Consider the following 17,758-nt stretch of genomic DNA (forward strand, 5'->3'; position numbering starts at 1 on the left):
CCTCCCCTTCAGGGGAGGGGTTGGGGTGGGGCCTCACCCCACTCGCTGACGCTCATGCAAAGGTGGGTTGTAGCCGAGAGGCCCCACCCCCGGCCCCTCCCCTGAAGGGGAGGGGGGAAGAAAAAAGGCACCATGACCGACACGATGACCATCGTCCCCGACAGCCAGCATGTTCCCGATAGCGAGCTTCGCGGCCTGATCGCGCTGTTGCCGCCGTCGTGGCGGCCTTTTGCGATGCTGGCGCGGTTCGATCGGCCGATCGGGTGGTGGCTGTTGTTCTGGCCGTGCGTGTGGGGGTTGTTTCTCGCGGGCGCACGCATGCCGTGGGCGATGGTGCTGTGGATGCTGGCGGGCTCGATCGCCATGCGCGGAGCCGGCTGCGTCTACAACGATATCGTCGACGTCGATATCGATCGGCGGGTTGCGCGCACCGCGACTCGGCCGATCGCGAGCGGGGCGGTAACGCGGCGCGCGGCCTGGGTGTGGATTGCAGCGCTGTTGGCAGTCGGCCTGGTGGTGCTGCTGCAATTGCGCTGGCAGGCGCAGCTGGTGGCGCTGGCCAGCCTGCTGCTGGTCGCGGCCTATCCGTTCATGAAGCGCATCACCGGCTGGCCGCAGGCATGGCTGGGGCTGGTGTTTACCTGGGGCGCGCCGGTGGGCTGGGTTCAGGCGAGCGCGTTCGACCGGCTGGCCCCGTTGGGGTTGCTCTATCTGGGCTGCTGGGCGTGGTGCATGGGCTATGACACGATCTATGCGTGCCAGGATCGCGAAGACGACATGGCGATCGGTATCGGGTCGTCGGCGCTGTCGTTCGGGCGGCATGTGCGCGGCGGGGTTATTGCGCTCTATGCGCTGGCGGTCGGCGCTTGGGGCGGCGCGGTGTGGCTGGTGCGGCCCGATCCGCTGGCACTGCTGGCGCTGGCGCCGGTCGCGACGCATCTGGCGTGGCAGGCGCTGACCTTGCGGCCCGATGATGGCGATGGCGCGCTGGCGCGGTTCCGGTCGAACCGCTTTGCCGGGCTGCTGATGGCGGCGGCATGTTACGTGGTGGGCATGTCCTGATCAGGCCAGCGTCAACAGCCGTTCGGCGCCGCCCAGATCGACACTCACCAGCCGCGACACGCCCGGCTCGACCATCGTCACGCCGAACAGGCGGTGCATCCGGCTCATCGTCACGGCATTGTGCGTGACGATTAGATAGCGCGTGCGGGTTTCCCCGACCATCGCGTCGAGCATGTCGCAGAACCGTTCGACATTGGCATCGTCGAGCGGCGCATCGACTTCGTCGAGCACGCAGATCGGCGCGGGGTTGGTCAAAAACAGCGCAAAAATCAGCGCAACCGCCGTCAGCGCCTGTTCGCCGCCCGACAGCAGCGTCAGCGATTGCAGGCGCTTGCCCGGCGGCTGGGCAAAGATTTCGAGGCCCGCTTCGAGCGGATCGTCGCTGTCGACAAAGGCCAGATGCGCCTCTCCCCCATCGAACAGCCTCGCGAACAGGCGGCGGAAATGCGCGTCGACCGCCTCGAACGCAGCGCGCAGGCGGTCGCGCCCTTCGCGGTTGAGCGCGCCGATCGATCCGCGCAACCGGCCCACCGCCTCGATCAGTTCGGCGCGGTCGTGGATCGTGGCGCCATGCTCGCCTTCGGCGCTGGCCAGGTCATCGGCGGCGACCAGATTGACCGGGCCCAGCCGTTCGCGCTCGGCCAGCAGCCGGTCATGATCGGCGCTGACGGCGCTTGCCGCGCCCACGGCATCGGCGGCAAACCCGATTCGCGTCGGCAGCAGCGGCGGCGGGCATTGAAAGCGTTCGCCCGAGATCGCCGCCATCTCGATACGGCGCTGGTCTTCGTTCTGCGCGCGCGCGGCGTGCCCGGCGCGGGTTTCACGCGCATTGGCCAGCGTTTCGGTGGCCTGTGCCAGGGCGGCATCGGCGGTGCGGCTGGCGGTCTCGGCTTCGGCCTGCGCAACTTCGGCATCGAGCAAATCGCCCGCCAGCCGGTCGCGCAAGGCCTCGCCATCGGCGATTTCGGTGGCGAACCGATCGGGCCCGACCGCATGGACAGCCCGCTCGGACGCCAGTTCGTCGGCGCGCGCGGCCATTTCGGTCAGGCGCCGCGTCGCATCGCTGGCACGCGATTGCCAGTTGCGAAGGTCGTTCTTGATCGCCGCCACCCGTTCGCGCCCGACCGCGATCGCCTGATCTGCGCCCGCGAGCGCAGCGCTGGTGGTCTGCAGCAGCACGCGCAAGCTCTGGTGCAGCGCCTGCGCCGCATCGAGCGCCATGCGGCCGGCGGCAGGATCGGGCAGCGCGGCGCGGCGGCTTTCGGCGGCGGTCGCATCGGCCTGCGCGGCGGCGCGCTGGTCTGCGCAATCGGCGCGGGCGCGGGCAAGTTCGCCGGCGCGGCTGGCGCGCAGCGCTTGCGCGGATTGCGCTGCATCGAGCGCGCGCAAGGCGGCGCGTTCGGCATCGGCATGCGCCGCCAGCGTGCGCTCGGTCGCGGCGAGGTCGGTCTGCACTTGCGCCAGATGCGCCCGTGCGGCGGTGTCGGCGGCCTGCGCCGTATCCAGCGCGGCGCGGCGCGGCGCCAGCAGCGCATGCAATTCGGTCAGGCGGTTGTCGGCTTCGAGCACCGCGGCCTGCGCCGCGCCTTCGCCTGAAGCGACGAACCCGTCCCACCGGCGCAGGCGGCCGTCGCGCGTGACCAGCCATTCGCCAGGCGCGAGTGGCTGTCCGCTGTCGCCATCGGCGACGCGCACCAGGGCCAGCCGTGCGGCCAGTTCCGGCGGCGCGGCGCTGACATGGTGCGACAGCGCATCGCCCAGCGGCGTGGGGGCGACAGCGCCGGTCCACACGCGGCCTTCGAACAGCGCAGGCGCCGGGCCCACGGCGGCGAGCGCATCACGGCCCAATGCGGCGGCGAGCGCGCGTTCATAGCCCGGCGCTATGCGCGTGGAGGACAGCGCGGTTGCCCCCTTTTGCGCGGCCATCCGGTCGCGCGTCGCCTTGTCGCGGCTCAGCGCTTCGGCTTCGCGCTCCAGGCCGATCAGGTCGGCGCGCGCGGCAGCCAGGGCCTGCGCTGCGCTGTCGCGCTGCTCGGTCATGGCTTCGCGGCGCGCGCTCAGTTCGTTGCGGCGTGTGCGCGCCTCGGCCAGCGCGGTGGCGGCATGGTCGCGCGCGGTTTCGGCATCGGCGACACGCCGGGCGGGATCGGGTTCGCGCGCCAAGGCCTGGCTTTGCGCGGTGATGCGCGCGGCATCGGCGTCGCTGCGCGTCAGGCGCTGGCGCGCAGCGACCAGCGACGCCTCGGCCACGCGCCATTCCGCCTCGATCCCGGCATGCGCGGCGGTTGCGGCGGCCAGCGCAAGTTCCGCAGCGCGGCTGTCGATCTCGGCGCGGTCGCGCGCCGATCGTGCCGCGGGGCGCGCGTCTTCCTCGTTGTTCAGTGCGGTCTGCGCCTCGGCCAGGCCGGCGGTCAGCCGGGCCTGCGCCTGCGCTGCGTCGTGCGACACGCGATCGGCCAATTCGCGGTCGCCCGCGATCCGCGCGATCTGGCGGTTGATATCGCTCAGCCGGTCGCGCGCAGACTGCAATTGCAGCGCCAGCCCGGTCATGCGCTGGGTATGTGCGGCCAGGTCCTGACGCCGGTCGAACACGGTTTCGCGCGCTTTTGCCAGGATGGCGGCGGTGGCGTGCTGCGCGCCTTGCGCGGTCCGGGCCCCTTCGCGCGCGGCGGTTTCGGCGCCTTCGGCTTGCGCCAGCGCCATCTTTGCGGCGGTCGCGGCGGCGGCGGCATCGCGCCAGCGGGCAAACACCAGCGATCCTTCGGCAATGCGGATGCGTTCGGACAGCGACGTATACCGTTCGGCAGCGCGGGCCTGGCGGCGCAGCGCGCCGATCCGCACTTCCAGCCCGGCGACCAGATCGTCGAGCCGGCCGAGATTGGTTTCGGTCGCGCGCAGCCGGGTTTCGGCTTCGCGGCGGCGCACGTGCAGGCCGGCAATACCCGCCGCATCCTCCAGCATCGCGCGACGTTCGGCAGGCTTGGCGGCGATCACCGCGGCGATACGCCCCTGGCTGACCAGCGCGGGACTGTGCGCACCTGTCGCGGCATCGGCGAACACCAAGGCAATATCGCGCGCACGCACATCGCGGCCGTTCAGGCGATAGACGCTGCCTGCGCCGCGCTCGATGCGCCGGGTGACGTCCGTTTCCGCCGCATCGGCGCCTTCGACCACGCTTAGCGTCACTTCGGCGAATTCGCGCGCCGGGCGGCGCGCGGTGCCGGCAAAGATGACGTCATCCATTCCGCCGCCGCGCATCGCCCGGGCCGAATTTTCACCCATGACCCAGCGGATCGCTTCGAGCAGGTTCGATTTGCCGCAGCCATTGGGGCCGACCACCCCGGTCAGCCCTGGCTCTATGCGCAGCTCAGCCGGCTCGACAAAGCTCTTGAAGCCCGACAGTCGCAACCGTTTGAATTGCATGGGCCCCCACCCGCACGCCCGATCTTATCGGGCGCCGGCCTTTTGCAGGAGAGGTTCGAGCAGGTCCCACGACGAGACGTTGAGATTGCGGCCATTGAGGATGAATGCGGGCGTACCCTGGACGTCGAAATCCTTGGACGCCTTGTCGGTTTCATTGGTCAGTGCGGTGGCCTTGGCCACGTTGCCAAGGCATGCCGTACCCTGATCGGTGGCGATGCCGTGCTGGGCAAAAAAGTCGGTCATCCCGGTCACCCGGGCGATCGCCGGGATGCGCTGGGCCGGGGGCAGGGCCTGGATCTGGCCCATGGCGCCCTGGCCCGCCGCCTTGAGGTTATCGAACATTTTGGGCTGCCATGCCCAGAACTGTTCGGACATCGGGATAACCGTTTCGGGCGTGTTGCCGCAAGTCGCCAGCAGGACCGCCGGCACGTCGAGCGGATTGAGCATGAAATAGCGCAATTCGTAGCTCACCCGCCCTGAATTGATGTAGTCGTCGCGCAAATGCGGGAAGCCTTCTTCGGCAAAGGCGGCGCAGTGCGAACACGACAGCGCGCCGTATTCGATCAGTTTCAGCGGCGCATCGGGGTTGCCCATCAGGTATCCGTCATCGGCCGTCTTGGTCATCACATCCGACCACTGCTTCCCCGCGGGGGGGCCGGCTTTGGGCAGCGCGGTGTCGGACACGGCAGCGGCATCGGTCTTCTTGCCGCAGGCCGACAACCCGAAGGCGAGCGGAAGCGTGGCGAGCAGAAGCGTGGCAGCAAGCGAAGTGCGGATCGGTTTCATCAGGGGCGTTCCGGTTTGCAAAAGGGGTGGTTATTTCAGGCGCGCGTCAAGCTGCGGCTTCAGCGCATCCCAGGTGTAGGTTCCGGCCAGGGCCACGCCGTCGATCAGGAACGTCGGGGTGCCCTGGACAAAGTCCTTTTCGACCGCGGCCTTGGTTTGCGCGGCAAGCCGATCGGCCAGTGCCTTGTTGGTCAGGCAGCGGTCGAGGTCGGCGCGGCCGTATCCGCGCCGGTCCATGATCGCATAAAGCCCGAGGTCAGACGCGATTGCGCGCATTTGGGTGCCGAAATCCTTGCTTTCCCAACGCGCCTTTTGCGCATCGCTCAGCGATCCGATCGGCGCCATCCACTGCGTCTGCGTTGCCAGCAGCAATTGCGTGTTGCCAAAAAACTTCGACGGCGGCCCGCATTCGGCGAGCAACGCCGCCACGACATCGATTTCGTTGCGCAGGAATGGCCGGACTTCATAACTGCCCTTGTTCGGGCCGATCATGCCGATGGCAAGCGGTGCCATCGCCTGGCCTTCGAATTCGGCGCAATGCGGGCAGGTATAGCTGATATAGGCGGCAAGTTTCAGCGGCGCATTCGGATTGCCCAGGATATAGCTGTCGTTTGCGGTACGCGTGACGGTGGTGTTCCAGTTTGTCACATGCGGTGCATGGGCCGCAGGCGGCGCGGCGAGCGCCGGGCTGGCCGCCATTGCGAAACATGGGGCCAGAACGCCCGCAACCAGATGCTTGAACACCATTGTCATTCCCCCATTCATCCCTGCCTTGCGCTCATCCGGTCAAGGCTGCGCGCAAGCGATTCCAGCACGGTGCGCAATTCGGGATCACCGATATCGCGCAGGCCGATATCCGCCGAATGCGTGCCCAGTTCGATCATGCCGGGCTTCAGCGATGGCGGCGCCGGCTTTTTCTCTTTCGTGCCGGCAACCTGAACCGCACCTTGCCGCATGCGCACACTGGCGACCGCGCGATAGCCGAAGAACCGGTTCACCCGGTCGATGATTTCGGGAATGACATGCTGGATGATCGGCGCGTGGCCCGGGCTGACCACCAGGTGCAGCGTGCCTTCGGATTTTTCGCCGACCGGAAACCGGATCGATTCGGGCAAGCAGTTGCGCGCGTGCGCGGCGCCGATGATTTCGGGCCAGCGAGTCACGACGCTCGATTGCACAAAGCCGAAGCGGCGAAACGCGGTGCGGCCGATCGCGGGCATCAGGTCGCCAATCATCCGCGCCTCGCCGCCGCGCGCACGCTCATGCGGTTTTTGAACCGGCTTGGTTGCCTTTGGTGTTTTCACACCCTTTGGATCACGTTCCATCACACGACGTCCCATGCCATAGCCGCGTGATGCAGGCCAGCGCTCAGACCGACCAATCGACTGCCTTTGATCTGCTGGCGTGGTATGATCGCCATGCGCGGCGCTTGCCCTGGCGCAGCCCGCCCGGCACGCCGCCGCCTGCGGCCTATCGCGTCTGGCTGTCCGAAGTCATGCTGCAACAGACGACGGTTGCCGCGGTGCAGCCTTACTTTGCGCGGTTTGTGGCGCGCTGGCCCGATGTGGCTGCGCTGGCGCAGGCGGACGAGGCCGATGTCATGGCGGCATGGGCGGGGCTCGGCTATTACAGCCGCGCGCGCAATCTGATTGCGTGCGCGCGCGCGGTTGCGACGTTGGGCGGCTTTCCCGATACCGAGGCAGGCCTTCGCGCGCTGCCGGGGCTGGGCGCCTATACCGCAGCGGCGGTGGCCGCAATCGCGTTTGGCGCCCGCGCAGTGGTGGTCGATGCCAATGTCGAGCGCGTGGTCGCGCGGTTGTTTGCGATCACCGCGCCTTTGCCCGGATCGCGCCCGGCGATCCGGGCATGCGCCGATACGATCACGCCTGATGCGCGCGCCGGCGATTTTGCGCAGGCGATGATGGACCTGGGCGCAACGGTATGTACCGCGCGCAATCCGCGCTGCATTATCTGCCCGTTGCGCGGGCGTTGCCGGGCGTATGCCGACGGGATTGCCGCGAGCCTGCCGGTCAAGGCCGCCAAAAAGGCCAAGCCCCACCGCATCGGCCATGCCTGGTGGATAGAGCGTGACGGCAAGGTCTGGCTGGTGCGACGCGCGGGCAAGGGCATGCTGGGCGGGATGCGCGCCCTGCCCGATGACGGGTGGAATGCGCGCAGCGATGGCGATGGCGTGCCGCCGTTTGCGGGCGCGTGGCGGGTGGCGGGCGTGGTGCGCCATGGCTTCACGCATTTCGATCTGGATCTGCAATTGATGCTTTGCGACCACGCCGAAATGGGGCAGTCACTGCCCGGAGAGGGTGCTGGTGAATTCTGGCCGATCGACGCAATCGAACTGGCCGGATTGCCGACCGTTTTCGCCAAGGCAGCGCGGATAGCCGTTGCAGGTTTATAACACGATGGGGAGAGATATGGTCGCCACTGTAACGCAAGCTGCTGTTTCGCGTCGCGGATTTCTCGGGTGCGCCCTGGTCGCGGGCGGCGCCGGGCTGATGCCACGCATGGCGTTCGCAGCGCCCGATGCGGCGACGATGTACCCGCATGTCGCCGCGCTCGCGAGCAGCTATGTCGATTCCGGCAAGCTGCCGGGCGTCGTTGCCGTGATGAACATGGCCGGCACGCAAAGCGCGATCATGCGCGGCGTCCAGACGCTGGGCGATCCGCGCCCCGCCGATATCGACAGCCTGTACCGGGCCTATTCGATGACCAAGCCGATCACCGGCATGATCACGATGATGCTGATCGACGAGGGCAAGCTGAAGCTCGACCAGCCGCTGTCGGATATCCTGCCCAAATTCGCAAAGATGCAGGTGCAGGTAACGCCCGACGGGTCGATCACCGACGTGCGGCCGGCGACGACGCCGATCACCATCCGCCATCTTTTGACGCACACCTCGGGGCTGGGCTATTCGATCATCCAGAAGGGCCCGCTCAAGGATGCCTACGAAGCGGCCGGGCTGGTGCCCGCCGAAGTCTCGCATATGGCTATCCCGGGTTTGACCGTGGCGCACAATCTGCCCAGCCTGGCCGCGTTTGCCGATGCGCTGTCCACGATGCCGCTGGTCTATGAGCCGGGCACGGCCTGGTCGTATTCAGTGTCGCTCGATCTGCTGGGCCGGGTGATCGAGGTCGTGACGGGCAAACCGTTCGACCAGGTCATGGCCGAGCGCATTTTCGTGCCCTGCGGCATGACCAATTCAGGCTTCATGGTAAAGCCGGGGCAGGGCGCGCGGTTGACCACCAATTACGGGATCCGCGAAGGCAAATTGACCCCGATCGATCCGGCCGCAACGTCGGTCTATCTCGATCCGCCGGCCTATCCGTTCGGCGGGGCCGGGCTGGTGACATCCCCGCGCGATTACGACCGGTTCCTGCAGATGCTGCTGGGGTATGGCATGATCAGCGGTACGCGCGTGATGAGCGACCATGCGGTGCGGCTGGGCACCGGCGACCTGCTGCCACCGGCGCTGGTCGGGACCAGCGTATTTGGCCGGGCATCGGGCTTTGGCGCAGGCGGGCGCGTCGGCATCGGCAGCGATGCGGGCACGTTCGGCTGGTCGGGCGCGGCGGGCACAGTCGGGTTCGTCAGTTATCGCGCAGGGCTCAGCGCCAGCTTGTGGGTGCAATACATGCCGTCGAACGCGCTGGCGATCGGCGAGGAATTTCCGATCGCGATCGTCGCCGATGTGCGGCACGAAAAGATGGCGGCATGACCGATTTCGGCATTGCCTTTGCCGGGTCGGTGATCGATCGCGCCGATGCGGTGCGCTCCGATCCGGACAAGCTGGCCGCGCTCGCCAACTGGCGCGCGCGGCTGTTGCGGCTCGATGGTCTGGCGCCGGTGATCGCGCCAGATGGCGGGCTTGAATGGGGCACGCTGGCCGATGCCGATCCGGGCGCGGAACTGGTGTTCCTGGGGCTCGATCCCGCCGGCCGCGCGGCTTTCGTAGCGGTCGATACGAAACTAATGGGTGTGGGCAGCACCGCGCCGCCCGATCCGCGCCTGTGGCAGGTGATGGGCATGCTCAGCCCGCCCGACCTGGCGGTGTATGGCGCGGCAAAGGCGCTGGTCGACTGGCACGCACGGCACCGCTTCTGCGCGCGATGCGGACATGGCACCATGCTGACCAAGGGCGGGTGGCAGCGCAATTGCAGCAATGCCGCGTGCAAGGCCGAACATTTTCCGCGCACCGACCCGGTCACGATCATGACCGTGGAATGCGAGGGGCGCCTGCTGCTCGGGCGCCAGCCGCGTTTTCCGCCGCGCCGCTATTCCGCGCTGGCGGGGTTTGTCGAGCCGGGCGAGACGGTCGAGGAGGCCGTGGCGCGCGAGATTTCCGAAGAGGCGGGGCTGGTCGTGCGCGATGTGCGCTATGTCGCCAGCCAGCCGTGGCCGTTTCCATCCTCACTGATGATCGCGTGCCACGGGGTTGCCGACAACGATGCGATCACGATCGACACGACCGAGCTCGACGATGCGCGCTGGTTCACCCGTAACGAGGTGATTGCGGCAATGCGCGGCGATGAAGACGCAGCATTCATCGCGCCGCCGCCGTTTGCGATTGCGTACCATCTGGTGCGGTGGTGGCTGGGCCAGTAAAAAATCATCCCCGGAACGGGGAGAATTTTATACCAGGCCCAGTTTCGCCAGTTCGCCTGCCAGATTGGCGGGCATGACATCGGCGGTTTCGCCGGCGGCGAGGTCCACAGGCGAATCGGCTTCGTCGAGGTAGCGCCAGCCTTGGTGCGCGCGACGCGGGCGAGGGTGGACATTGATCAGTTCGCTGGAGATCACGATCTCGGTGCGGCCGTCGTCCGCCTTGGCAAACGACAGGATCACCGAGCGCGCGACCAGCTGGTGTTTCAGGATCCAGTACAGCGAACCGCCGATCATTTCGGCGTGGCGGCGCGGCAGGTTGCGCGTGGTCAGGCGCGATTCGGCGCCGCGCGCGGCAAACCAGCCGTGGACTTCATCGAGCGATTGCGCGCCATAGGCGACTTTGGTCATGTTGAGCGGCATCGGACAGATTTAGGGAGCAAGGTGCCGAAAGTGAAGGTGACCAAAGGTCGACATCGCGAACAAACGTCCTATATCGGCCCCGGCATGGAAAAGGACTTATAATGGCTGAAGACAAATTGGTGCTTTCGCTCGATTCGGGTGATGTCGTGATCAAGCTGCGGGCCGACAAGGCACCCGGGCATGTCGAACGGATCAAGGAACTGGCCGGCGAAGGGTTTTACGACGGGGTGAAGTTTCACCGCGTCATCCCGGGCTTCATGGCGCAGGGCGGTTGCCCCGACGGCACCGGCATGGGCGGTTCGAAAAAGCCTGACCTGAAGGCGGAATTCAACGATGTGCCGCATGTGCGCGGCGTATGCTCGATGGCGCGGACCCAGGCGCCGAATTCGGCCAACAGCCAGTTCTTCATCTGTTTCGACGATGCGCGCTTTCTCGACAAGCAATACACCGTCTGGGGCGAAGTCGAATCGGGCATGGAGCATGTCGACGCGCTGCCCAAGGGCGAACCGCCGGCAAAGCCCGGCGTGATCAACAAGGCCACCATCGTCTCGGCTTGATGGTCGATCTGCGCCGCCCGCTGTGCGGGCGGCGCAGATGAGGAGATGTGTCATCGAAGCCGAACGTCCGCCGTTGCCGCCGTTTACGCGCGACGATGCCTTTCGCAAGGTGCGCCTGGCCGAGGATGCGTGGAACGTGCGCGATCCGGCGCGGGTGGCGCTGGCCTATACGCCGGACAGTCAGTGGCGCAATCGCGCGGAGTTTTTGACTGGGCGCGAAGATATCGCCGCGTTCCTGACGCGCAAATGGACGCGTGAGCTGGAATACCGGCTGATCAAGGAATTGTGGAGCTTTGACGGCAACCGGATCGCGGTGCGCTTTGCCTATGAATGGCATGATGCCGCCGGCGACTGGTTCCGCTCGTATGGCAACGAAAACTGGGAATTCGATGCGCGTGGGCTGATGGCGCGGCGCATTGCGAGCATCAACGATGCGCCGATTGCACCGGGCGACCGGCTGTTTCATTGGCCACAAGGTCGTCGGCCCGATGACCATCCCGGGCTGAGCGACCTGGGATTGTAGCCATGACCGAGTTTCCCGTTAGCGAGCGCAGCCGCATCCGGCGGATGCACGAACGGGGCAGTCACGCGCATAGCGCGGCGCATGCCGTGCTCGATGCGGCGCCGATGTGCCATGTCGGCTATGTGATCGACGGCGAGCCCTATGTGACGCCGACGATTCATTGGCGTGACGGCAACCGCGTCTATTGGCACGGATCGTCGGCCAGCCGGTTCCTGCGCAAAGTGAACGGGCAGCGGGCGTGCCTGACGGTCAGCCTGATGGACGGCTATGTCCTGGCGCGATCGGCGTTCAACCATTCGGCCAATTACCGTTCGGCGATGGTGTTTGGCCGGGCGCACGCGCTGACCGATCCCGCCGAGATCGCCGCCGCGTTGCGGCACATGGTCGACGACCTGTTCCCGGGCCGGTGGGAAACCTTGCGCCCGATGAGCGCGCAGGAATTGAAGGCATCGACAGTGATCTGGATGGATATCGAAGAGGCCAGCGTCAAGGAACGCGCGGCCCCGCCGGGCGATGCCGATGAAGCCGATTTTCCGGTCTGGGCAGGTGTCTTGCCGCTGGTGACGACGCTGGCGGCCGCCGAACCGGCGCCCGGGCCGCATGCGGGGATTGCCTTGCCCGAAGCACTTGAACGCCTGATCGCGTCGGGCCAATTGCGCTGAGCGGGGTTTGGATTGCCGATTGCGGCGGTTCTGGTATCATTGCGGCATCTGATGGGGAGATCACGATGAGCGCGCAGACACAGTTTCTGGCGGTATTCCTTGGCAATGCCGAAAGCCCGGCGATGGCGCAATGGCTTGCGCTGAGCGAAGCCGAACGCGGTGCCAGGGCGCAGGCCGGGATTGCCGCCTGGGGCCAATGGATGACAGACAATGCCGCATCGATTGTCTTTCCGGGTGGCCCGCTGGGCAAGACCAAACGGGTTTCCCGCGATGGCACGACCGATAGTCACAATGCGATGGGCGGCGCGCTGGTCGTTCAGGCGGACAGCCACGAAGCCGCTGCCGCGCTGTTTGTCGATCATCCGCAGTTCACGATTTTTCCGGGCGAAGCGGTTGAAATCATGCAGATCATGCCGATGCCCGGTCAGCATTGAGGCTTACAAGCCGGCCTTGATCATCCAGTCGTGGAACAGCCGGACCGGGCGCGATTGCAGCGCGCGCGGGCGGCAGACGAACCAGTAGCTGTAGGGGCTGTCGACTTCGACATCGTAGACCCGGGCAAGTCGCGTATCGTGGCTGCGCGTAAAGTGATCGTCGTGCATGATCGCGATGCCCAGGCCCTGCGCAGCGGCCTCAAGGATCAGCTGACCCGAATCGAAATGATCGACCGCCGCCGGCTCGAGATTTTCCAGATGAAGCGTGCGTTTCCACGCCTCGAAGCTCATCGGCAGGTCATTGTGGATCATGAACGTCTGTTTCGACAGCGTGGCCAGATCGGGGCGGGGGCCCAGTTGCGCGGCCAGTTCCTTGCTGGCGATCGCATAGACGCGGTTGTGATCGAGCCGGACCGAATGGAGCGAGGCGTCGGGCCCTTCGGACAACACGATCGCCGCGTCGATCGTATCGCCCAGCTTCGTCTCGGCGGAATGGCCGCTGTCGATGTCGATGTGCAGTTGCGGATGCAGCCGGCGCAGTTCCCCCAGGCGAGGGAACAGCCGCTGGCTGCCGAACAGCGGCAGCACGCCCAGGCGCAACCGCATGATCTTGCCGGTGTCGATCAGGCGGTCGATGCGGTCGGCCATCTCGTCGATCAGCGGCGCGACCGCATCGTACAGCGTCTGGCCTTCCTCGGTCAGTTTCAGCGCCTGGTGCTTGCGTTCGAACAGCGGCTTGGCAACAAACTCCTCGAGCGCGCCGAGCCGGCGCGACAGCGCCGACGGGCTGAGCGCGAGTTCGGCCGCCGCGGTCTTGGCCGAGCCGGCGCGCACCACGCGGATGAACGCCTCGAGCGAGCGCAGCGGTGGCAGCCTGCGAATCATCGCCTATTCCTCTTCCGCCCCGGGGATCTGCGGCGCGTGCAACCGTAACCGGGTCAACCGGCGATCGTCCCCATCCGTCACTTCGATCCGCCAGCCGCTGTCATGATCGATGATCCGGCCGACCGGCGGAACCTCGCCAGCCAGCACGACAGCCAGTCCGCCGAGCGTATCCACATCCTCGTCAACGATGGCAAGCCGGGGGTCCACCCTTTTACCGACATCGTCGAGTTCGGCGCGCGCGTCCGCTTCCCAGGTGTGTTCGTCGACCTGGCGGATCAGGTCGACCGGCGCGTCGTCATGTTCGTCCTCGATCTCGCCGACGATCTCCTCGACCAGGTCCTCGATCGTGATGATCCCGTCGGTGCCTGAATATTCGTCGATGACGATGGCCAGATGCATCCGGCTCGACCGCATGTCGCCCAACACATCGAGCGCGCCGCGCGCCTGCGGCACGAACAGCGGCTGGCGCATCAGGTTTGCCCAGCTCGCCGGCGCGGGCACGCCGGCCAGCGCCATCTGCGCGACGATCGGAAACACGTCCTTGATGTGGACCATGCCGATCACTTCATCGAGCGATTCGTGATAGATCGGCAGGCGGCTGTGGCCATGATCGGCAAATGCGGCGACCAGGTCGGCAAAGCTGGCGTCGTCGGGCACCGCCACGATCTCGCCGCGCGGGATCGCGACGTCATCGGCATCGTGTTCGCTGAAATGCAGCAGGTTGCGCATCATCTGCCGCTCGAGCGGCAGCAGGTCGCCGCTGGCCTCGTCCGCATCGCGGTCTTCACCCTCGTGCTCCTCGATCGCTTCCTCGATCTGCGCGCGCAGCGACTGATCGTGATCGCTGCCGCGAAACAGCGATCGGACCTTGCGCCACAGCGCGGGGGTACTGTCGCCTTCGCCCGACCGGCTTTCGCCGCCGGACCCGTTGCCCTCGGGCACTGTGTTATTCTCCGTCTTGTCGCCAGATCATGCGTATGGGTCGGCAAGGCCCAGGAGCGCAAGCGCCTTCCGCTCCAGCGCCTCCATTTCTTCGGCTTCGGCATCGCCAAGCTCATGGTCGTAGCCGGCGAGATGGAGCAGCCCGTGGACGATCAGATGGCTGGCGTGCGCCGTCATCGGGATGCCTTTTTCGTCGGCTTCACGCATGCACACGCCGTGCGCCAGGATCATGTCGCCCAGCATCGCCGGCGCAGCGGGCGCGGCGGCAGCGCGCAGCACTTCTTCGCGCGACAGCATCGGAAACGACAGCACGTTCGTCGCCTTGTCACGCGCGCGCCACTGTTTGTTCAGCGCATGGACTTCGTCATCGTCGGCCAGGACCAGGCTGACCAGCATCGTGTCGTGCGCCAATTCGGGCGCCACCGCTGCAGTGGCCTGAGCCGCCGCAGCGGCGAGCGCTTCCCAGTCGATGCTTTCAGTCCAGGTCGGATCAATATCGATATCGATGACAGGCGCCGTCACGGCAGCGCGTCCTCGCCTTCATAAGCCTCGACCACGCGGCCGACGATCGGGTGACGCACGACATCGGCAACGGTAAAGCGCACCGTACCGATACCCTCGACGCCCTCTAGGCGGCGCACCGCATCGGCCAACCCGCTGCCGGCGGTGCCGCCGGGCAGATCGACCTGGCGCGGATCGCCGCAGATGACCATGCGGCTGTTCTGGCCAAAACGGGTGAGGAACATCTTCATCTGCGCCGGTGTGGTGTTCTGCGCTTCGTCGAGGATGACGAACGCATCGGCCAGTGTCCGCCCGCGCATGAACGCGATCGGTGCAACCTCGATTTCGCCCGAGGCCATGCGCCGCTCGACCTGTTCCGGCGGCATGCAATCGTACAGCGCATCGTAAAGCGGGCGCAGGTACGGATCGACCTTTTCCTTCATGTCGCCGGGCAGGAAGCCCAGCCGTTCGCCCGCCTCGACCGCAGGGCGCGACAGGATCAGGCGTTGCACCGATCCGCTCATCAGTTGCGCAACCGCTTGCGCGACGGCGAGATACGTCTTGCCCGTCCCTGCCGGCCCCAGCGCAAAGATCATGTCGTGGCTGACCAGCGCGCGCATGTAGTCGATCTGGGTTTTTGACCGCGGCGCAATCGTCTTGCGCCGGGTGCGGATCAGGATCTGCGGATTGTCCATCGGTTCGCCGGTGATGATCCCTTCGAGCGTCGGTTCGCTCGACATCGCGATCAAGGCGTCGACCGCGCCCGCATCCAGCTCCTGCCCCGAAAGCACGCGCTGGTGCATTGCACGCAACACATCGCGCGCGCGCGCCACCGCATCGTCGGGCCCCTCGATCAGCGCGCGATTGCCGCGCGCGGAGATGAACACGCCAAGCCGGTTTTCGATCTGGACGAGATTGGTGTCGAATTGCCCGAACAGCGCGCCGAGCACGGTCTGTTCGTCGAATTCGACTTCGACCCGGGCGCGGCGATGCGAATCGCTGCGATGCGCTCCGTCGTGCGCTGCGCCATAATGGCCGGCAGGTTCGCTGAAACCGCCTGAACCGTTTTGCGACTGGCGATGCGCCTCTGTGCTGGCGCGGTTGAATTTACGGGCCATATTCCCCTGCGGGGCATCTCCCTTGTTCTGATCTGTCGCCGGACCTGCGACACTCCCCAAGATTATGCGCAGATGCGACACGCGCAAGACAGGCAGACACGAATTTTAGGCAATCCGGCGTGATTTGCACAGCCTGTTTGAAAAAGCGCGGGAATCGGCGTTTTCCACCCCGACATTTCTGTCACAGGTGCGCGACAAAGTTTCACGGGTTGTGACCCAAAGTGATCGTGGACATTGGTTCGGGACATGCCATTGTCCCGCACGTTGCGCCGGACCGGTGCAGCATCACCATCGCAAGGATCGTTCTGATGCGTTCGACGCTTTTGAAAGCTGCCGCAGTCGTTGCCATCACCCTGGCCCTGGCCCCCGCAATCGCGAGTGCACGGCCCTGGCATCACCATCACCATCATATGCGCCACTGGCATCATCACTGATCCATAGGCCCATACGCCTCTGGAATTGATGGTACCGTCGATCGCCGGGTGGCGCGGGTCAGACCCGCCGCCCGGTCAGGGACTTTGGCCCGGCATCGATCAGGTCCATCTCGACCAGGCTGCCCAGGGCCAGATCATCGGTGCAATGCACCGATTGCAACCAGGGTGATTTGCCCAGCCATTGACCCGGCTGGCGCCCGCGCCGCTCGATCAGCACCGTGCAACGCCGACCGACCGATGCCTGGTTGAACGCCAGTTGATCGCGGTCGAGATGCGCCTGCAACCGCTTGAGCCGGTCATCCATCACTTCGGGAGGCACTTGCCCGTCCATCGTGGCCGCGGGCGTGCCGGGTCGCGGCGAATACTTGAAACTGTAGGCCTGGGCATAGCCGACCGCATCGATCAGCGACAAGGTGTCAGCAAATTCGGCCTCGGTCTCGCCCGGAAAACCAACGATGAAATCGCCAGACACCGCAAGATCGGGACGCGCAGACCGGGCGCGCTCGATGATTTTCAGATAGCTGTCGGCGCTGTGGCTGCGGTTCATCGCGCGCAGCACGCGGTCGTTGCCCGATTGCACCGGCAAATGCAGGAACGGCATCAGCTTGGGATTTTCGCCATGCGCCGCGATCAACGCATCGTCCATGTCCGCCGGATGGCTGGTGGTATAGCGGATCCGCGCCAGATCGGGGATTTTCGCCAATTCCGCCGCCAGACCCGCCAGCCCGATCGCCCCGCCCGCCGGGTCTTCACCCGCCCAGGCGTTGACGTTCTGCCCCAGCAGCGTGATCTCGCGCGCGCCGCCATCGACCAGCGCCAGCGCCTCATCCACCAGATCGGCATAAGGCCGCGCGATTTCCGCGCCGCGCGTATAGGGTACCACGCAATAGGTGCAGAATTTGTCGCACCCTTCCTGGATGGTCAGGAACGCCGCCGGCGTCGACACGCGCCGTTTGGGCAGGGCGGCGAACTTGGCCTCCGCCGGCATGTCGGTCTCGGTCTCGCGTCCGCCCAGTGCCGCCGACGCCACCATCGCCGGCAGGCGATGGTACGCCTGCGGACCGACCACCACGCGCACTTGCGGCGCACGCGCCATGATCTCGGCGCCTTCGGCCTGCGCGACACAGCCGGCGACCGCGATCAGCGGGTTCGTGCCATCATCGCGGCGCAACCGGCCGATATCGGAATAGACCTTCTCGGTCGCCTTTTCGCGAATATGGCACGTGTTGAGCACGACCAGATCGGCCGCCTCGCGCTCGCCAACCGCGGTCATTCCCTCCGCGCTTAGCAGTTCGGCCATGCGCTCGCCGTCATAGACATTCATCTGACAACCAAAGCTTGTGACATGAAAGGTTTTGGGCTGGGGAATCGTGCGGGGCTGGCGGGCGGTCAT

At 66.3% G+C, this 17,758-nt stretch carries 18 protein-coding genes; 8 read left to right on the forward strand and 10 right to left on the reverse strand.

Annotated features, from left to right (window positions below; translation table 11 throughout):
- The first annotated feature begins 132 nt into the window (after positions 1 to 132).
- Positions 133 to 1,062, forward strand: coding sequence for a 4-hydroxybenzoate octaprenyltransferase (ubiA, locus tag ACOOE2_RS04905; RefSeq protein WP_420381900.1), 930 nt, complete (start codon positions 133 to 135; stop codon positions 1,060 to 1,062).
- On the opposite strand, the gene ACOOE2_RS04910 is transcribed toward ubiA, so the two are convergent.
- From ACOOE2_RS04910 to ACOOE2_RS04925, 4 genes are read right to left on the reverse strand one after another with little or no spacing between them, the layout of a single operon-like run.
- The gene (locus ACOOE2_RS04910; RefSeq protein WP_420381901.1) at positions 1,063 to 4,485 is read right to left on the reverse strand and encodes a chromosome segregation SMC family protein; all 3,423 of its coding nucleotides are present in this window, start codon (positions 4,483 to 4,485) and stop codon (positions 1,063 to 1,065) included.
- Between the two features lie 24 nt (positions 4,486 to 4,509).
- Positions 4,510 to 5,271: a DsbA family protein gene (locus tag ACOOE2_RS04915; RefSeq protein WP_420381902.1), complete on the reverse strand. Its 762-nt coding sequence runs from the start codon at positions 5,269 to 5,271 to the stop codon at positions 4,510 to 4,512.
- 30 nt (positions 5,272 to 5,301) lie between these two features.
- A complete protein-coding gene (locus ACOOE2_RS04920; RefSeq protein ID WP_420381903.1) occupies positions 5,302 to 6,024 on the reverse strand; it encodes a thioredoxin domain-containing protein in 723 nt (240 codons plus the stop codon).
- 8 nt (positions 6,025 to 6,032) lie between these two features.
- Positions 6,033 to 6,596: a DUF721 domain-containing protein gene (locus ACOOE2_RS04925; protein WP_420381904.1), complete on the reverse strand. Its 564-nt coding sequence runs from the start codon at positions 6,594 to 6,596 to the stop codon at positions 6,033 to 6,035.
- Positions 6,597 to 6,625: 29 nt separating this feature from the next.
- Here ACOOE2_RS04925 and ACOOE2_RS04930 point away from each other — a divergent pair, with 29 nt between their 5' ends.
- The 3 genes from ACOOE2_RS04930 to nudC are packed head-to-tail and all read left to right on the forward strand — an operon-like array spanning position 6,626 to position 9,889.
- Positions 6,626 to 7,684: an A/G-specific adenine glycosylase gene (locus tag ACOOE2_RS04930; protein ID WP_420381905.1), complete on the forward strand. Its 1,059-nt coding sequence runs from the start codon at positions 6,626 to 6,628 to the stop codon at positions 7,682 to 7,684.
- A 16-nt stretch (positions 7,685 to 7,700) separates the two neighbouring features.
- Positions 7,701 to 9,002: a serine hydrolase domain-containing protein gene (locus tag ACOOE2_RS04935; RefSeq protein WP_420381906.1), complete on the forward strand. Its 1,302-nt coding sequence runs from the start codon at positions 7,701 to 7,703 to the stop codon at positions 9,000 to 9,002.
- Positions 8,999 to 9,889, forward strand: coding sequence for an NAD(+) diphosphatase (nudC, locus tag ACOOE2_RS04940; RefSeq protein ID WP_420381907.1), 891 nt, complete (start codon positions 8,999 to 9,001; stop codon positions 9,887 to 9,889). The genes ACOOE2_RS04935 and nudC overlap by 4 nt, the downstream gene beginning before the upstream one ends.
- A 27-nt stretch (positions 9,890 to 9,916) precedes the next feature.
- Here nudC and ACOOE2_RS04945 read toward each other — a convergent pair whose 3' ends face one another.
- Positions 9,917 to 10,309 (reverse strand): DUF1489 family protein, encoded by a 393-nt coding sequence (locus ACOOE2_RS04945; protein WP_420381908.1) that lies wholly within the window; start codon positions 10,307 to 10,309, stop codon positions 9,917 to 9,919.
- A gap of 101 nt (positions 10,310 to 10,410) precedes the next feature.
- Here ACOOE2_RS04945 and ACOOE2_RS04950 point away from each other — a divergent pair, with 101 nt between their 5' ends.
- The 4 genes from ACOOE2_RS04950 to ACOOE2_RS04965 all read left to right on the forward strand — a co-directional run bounded on the left by ACOOE2_RS04950 (position 10,411) and on the right by ACOOE2_RS04965 (position 12,485).
- Positions 10,411 to 10,866 (forward strand): peptidylprolyl isomerase, encoded by a 456-nt coding sequence (locus ACOOE2_RS04950; protein ID WP_420381909.1) that lies wholly within the window; start codon positions 10,411 to 10,413, stop codon positions 10,864 to 10,866.
- Positions 10,867 to 10,903: 37 nt separating this feature from the next.
- Entirely contained in the window at positions 10,904 to 11,389 is a 486-nt protein-coding gene (locus ACOOE2_RS04955; protein WP_420381910.1) for a DUF1348 family protein, read from the forward strand.
- Positions 11,390 to 11,391: 2 nt separating this feature from the next.
- Positions 11,392 to 12,051, forward strand: a complete 660-nt coding sequence (locus ACOOE2_RS04960; RefSeq protein WP_420381911.1) for a pyridoxamine 5'-phosphate oxidase family protein — start codon at positions 11,392 to 11,394, stop codon at positions 12,049 to 12,051.
- Positions 12,052 to 12,116: 65 nt separating this feature from the next.
- Positions 12,117 to 12,485, forward strand: a complete 369-nt coding sequence (locus tag ACOOE2_RS04965) for a hypothetical protein (RefSeq protein ID WP_420381912.1) — start codon at positions 12,117 to 12,119, stop codon at positions 12,483 to 12,485.
- A 3-nt stretch (positions 12,486 to 12,488) separates the two neighbouring features.
- Here the strand turns inward: ACOOE2_RS04965 and ACOOE2_RS04970 are convergent, their stop codons facing one another.
- The 5 genes from ACOOE2_RS04970 to miaB all read right to left on the reverse strand — a co-directional run bounded on the left by ACOOE2_RS04970 (position 12,489) and on the right by miaB (position 17,758).
- Entirely contained in the window at positions 12,489 to 13,370 is an 882-nt protein-coding gene (locus ACOOE2_RS04970) for a LysR substrate-binding domain-containing protein (protein WP_420381913.1), read from the reverse strand.
- A gap of 3 nt (positions 13,371 to 13,373) precedes the next feature.
- Positions 13,374 to 14,312, reverse strand: coding sequence for a hemolysin family protein (locus ACOOE2_RS04975; RefSeq protein ID WP_420381914.1), 939 nt, complete (start codon positions 14,310 to 14,312; stop codon positions 13,374 to 13,376).
- Between the two features lie 27 nt (positions 14,313 to 14,339).
- Positions 14,340 to 14,834: an rRNA maturation RNase YbeY gene (ybeY, locus tag ACOOE2_RS04980; protein ID WP_420381915.1), complete on the reverse strand. Its 495-nt coding sequence runs from the start codon at positions 14,832 to 14,834 to the stop codon at positions 14,340 to 14,342.
- Entirely contained in the window at positions 14,831 to 15,931 is a 1,101-nt protein-coding gene (locus ACOOE2_RS04985) for a PhoH family protein (RefSeq protein WP_420381916.1), read from the reverse strand. The genes ybeY and ACOOE2_RS04985 overlap by 4 nt, the downstream gene beginning before the upstream one ends.
- 492 nt (positions 15,932 to 16,423) lie before the next feature.
- On the reverse strand, positions 16,424 to 17,758 hold the full coding sequence (gene miaB, locus ACOOE2_RS04990; RefSeq protein ID WP_420381917.1) for a tRNA (N6-isopentenyl adenosine(37)-C2)-methylthiotransferase MiaB: 1,335 nt from the start codon (positions 17,756 to 17,758) through the stop codon (positions 16,424 to 16,426).

Origin of the sequence: Novosphingobium sp. (assembly GCF_965214355.1) — a bacterium.
GTDB lineage: Bacteria > Pseudomonadota > Alphaproteobacteria > Sphingomonadales > Sphingomonadaceae > Novosphingobium.

Bases quoted from the DNA above. Each gene is read 5' to 3' on its own strand.
- ACOOE2_RS04960 (WP_420381911.1), top strand. From the start codon at position 11,392: ATGACCGAGTTTCCCGTTAGCGAGCGCAGCCGCATCCGGCGGATGCAC.
- ACOOE2_RS04945 (WP_420381908.1), bottom strand. From the start codon at position 10,309: ATGCCGCTCAACATGACCAAAGTCGCCTATGGCGCGCAATCGCTCGAT.
- ACOOE2_RS04910 (WP_420381901.1), bottom strand. From the start codon at position 4,485: ATGCAATTCAAACGGTTGCGACTGTCGGGCTTCAAGAGCTTTGTCGAG.
- ACOOE2_RS04985 (WP_420381916.1), bottom strand. From the start codon at position 15,931: ATGGCCCGTAAATTCAACCGCGCCAGCACAGAGGCGCATCGCCAGTCG.
- ACOOE2_RS04930 (WP_420381905.1), top strand. From the start codon at position 6,626: ATGCAGGCCAGCGCTCAGACCGACCAATCGACTGCCTTTGATCTGCTG.
- ACOOE2_RS04970 (WP_420381913.1), bottom strand. From the start codon at position 13,370: ATGATTCGCAGGCTGCCACCGCTGCGCTCGCTCGAGGCGTTCATCCGC.
- ACOOE2_RS04935 (WP_420381906.1), top strand. From the start codon at position 7,701: ATGGTCGCCACTGTAACGCAAGCTGCTGTTTCGCGTCGCGGATTTCTC.
- ACOOE2_RS04955 (WP_420381910.1), top strand. From the start codon at position 10,904: ATGAGGAGATGTGTCATCGAAGCCGAACGTCCGCCGTTGCCGCCGTTT.
- miaB (WP_420381917.1), bottom strand. From the start codon at position 17,758: ATGACCGCCCGCCAGCCCCGCACGATTCCCCAGCCCAAAACCTTTCAT.
- nudC (WP_420381907.1), top strand. From the start codon at position 8,999: ATGACCGATTTCGGCATTGCCTTTGCCGGGTCGGTGATCGATCGCGCC.
- ubiA (WP_420381900.1), top strand. From the start codon at position 133: ATGACCGACACGATGACCATCGTCCCCGACAGCCAGCATGTTCCCGAT.
- ACOOE2_RS04965 (WP_420381912.1), top strand. From the start codon at position 12,117: ATGAGCGCGCAGACACAGTTTCTGGCGGTATTCCTTGGCAATGCCGAA.
- ACOOE2_RS04925 (WP_420381904.1), bottom strand. From the start codon at position 6,596: ATGGAACGTGATCCAAAGGGTGTGAAAACACCAAAGGCAACCAAGCCG.
- ACOOE2_RS04920 (WP_420381903.1), bottom strand. From the start codon at position 6,024: ATGACAATGGTGTTCAAGCATCTGGTTGCGGGCGTTCTGGCCCCATGT.
- ACOOE2_RS04950 (WP_420381909.1), top strand. From the start codon at position 10,411: ATGGCTGAAGACAAATTGGTGCTTTCGCTCGATTCGGGTGATGTCGTG.
- ACOOE2_RS04915 (WP_420381902.1), bottom strand. From the start codon at position 5,271: ATGAAACCGATCCGCACTTCGCTTGCTGCCACGCTTCTGCTCGCCACG.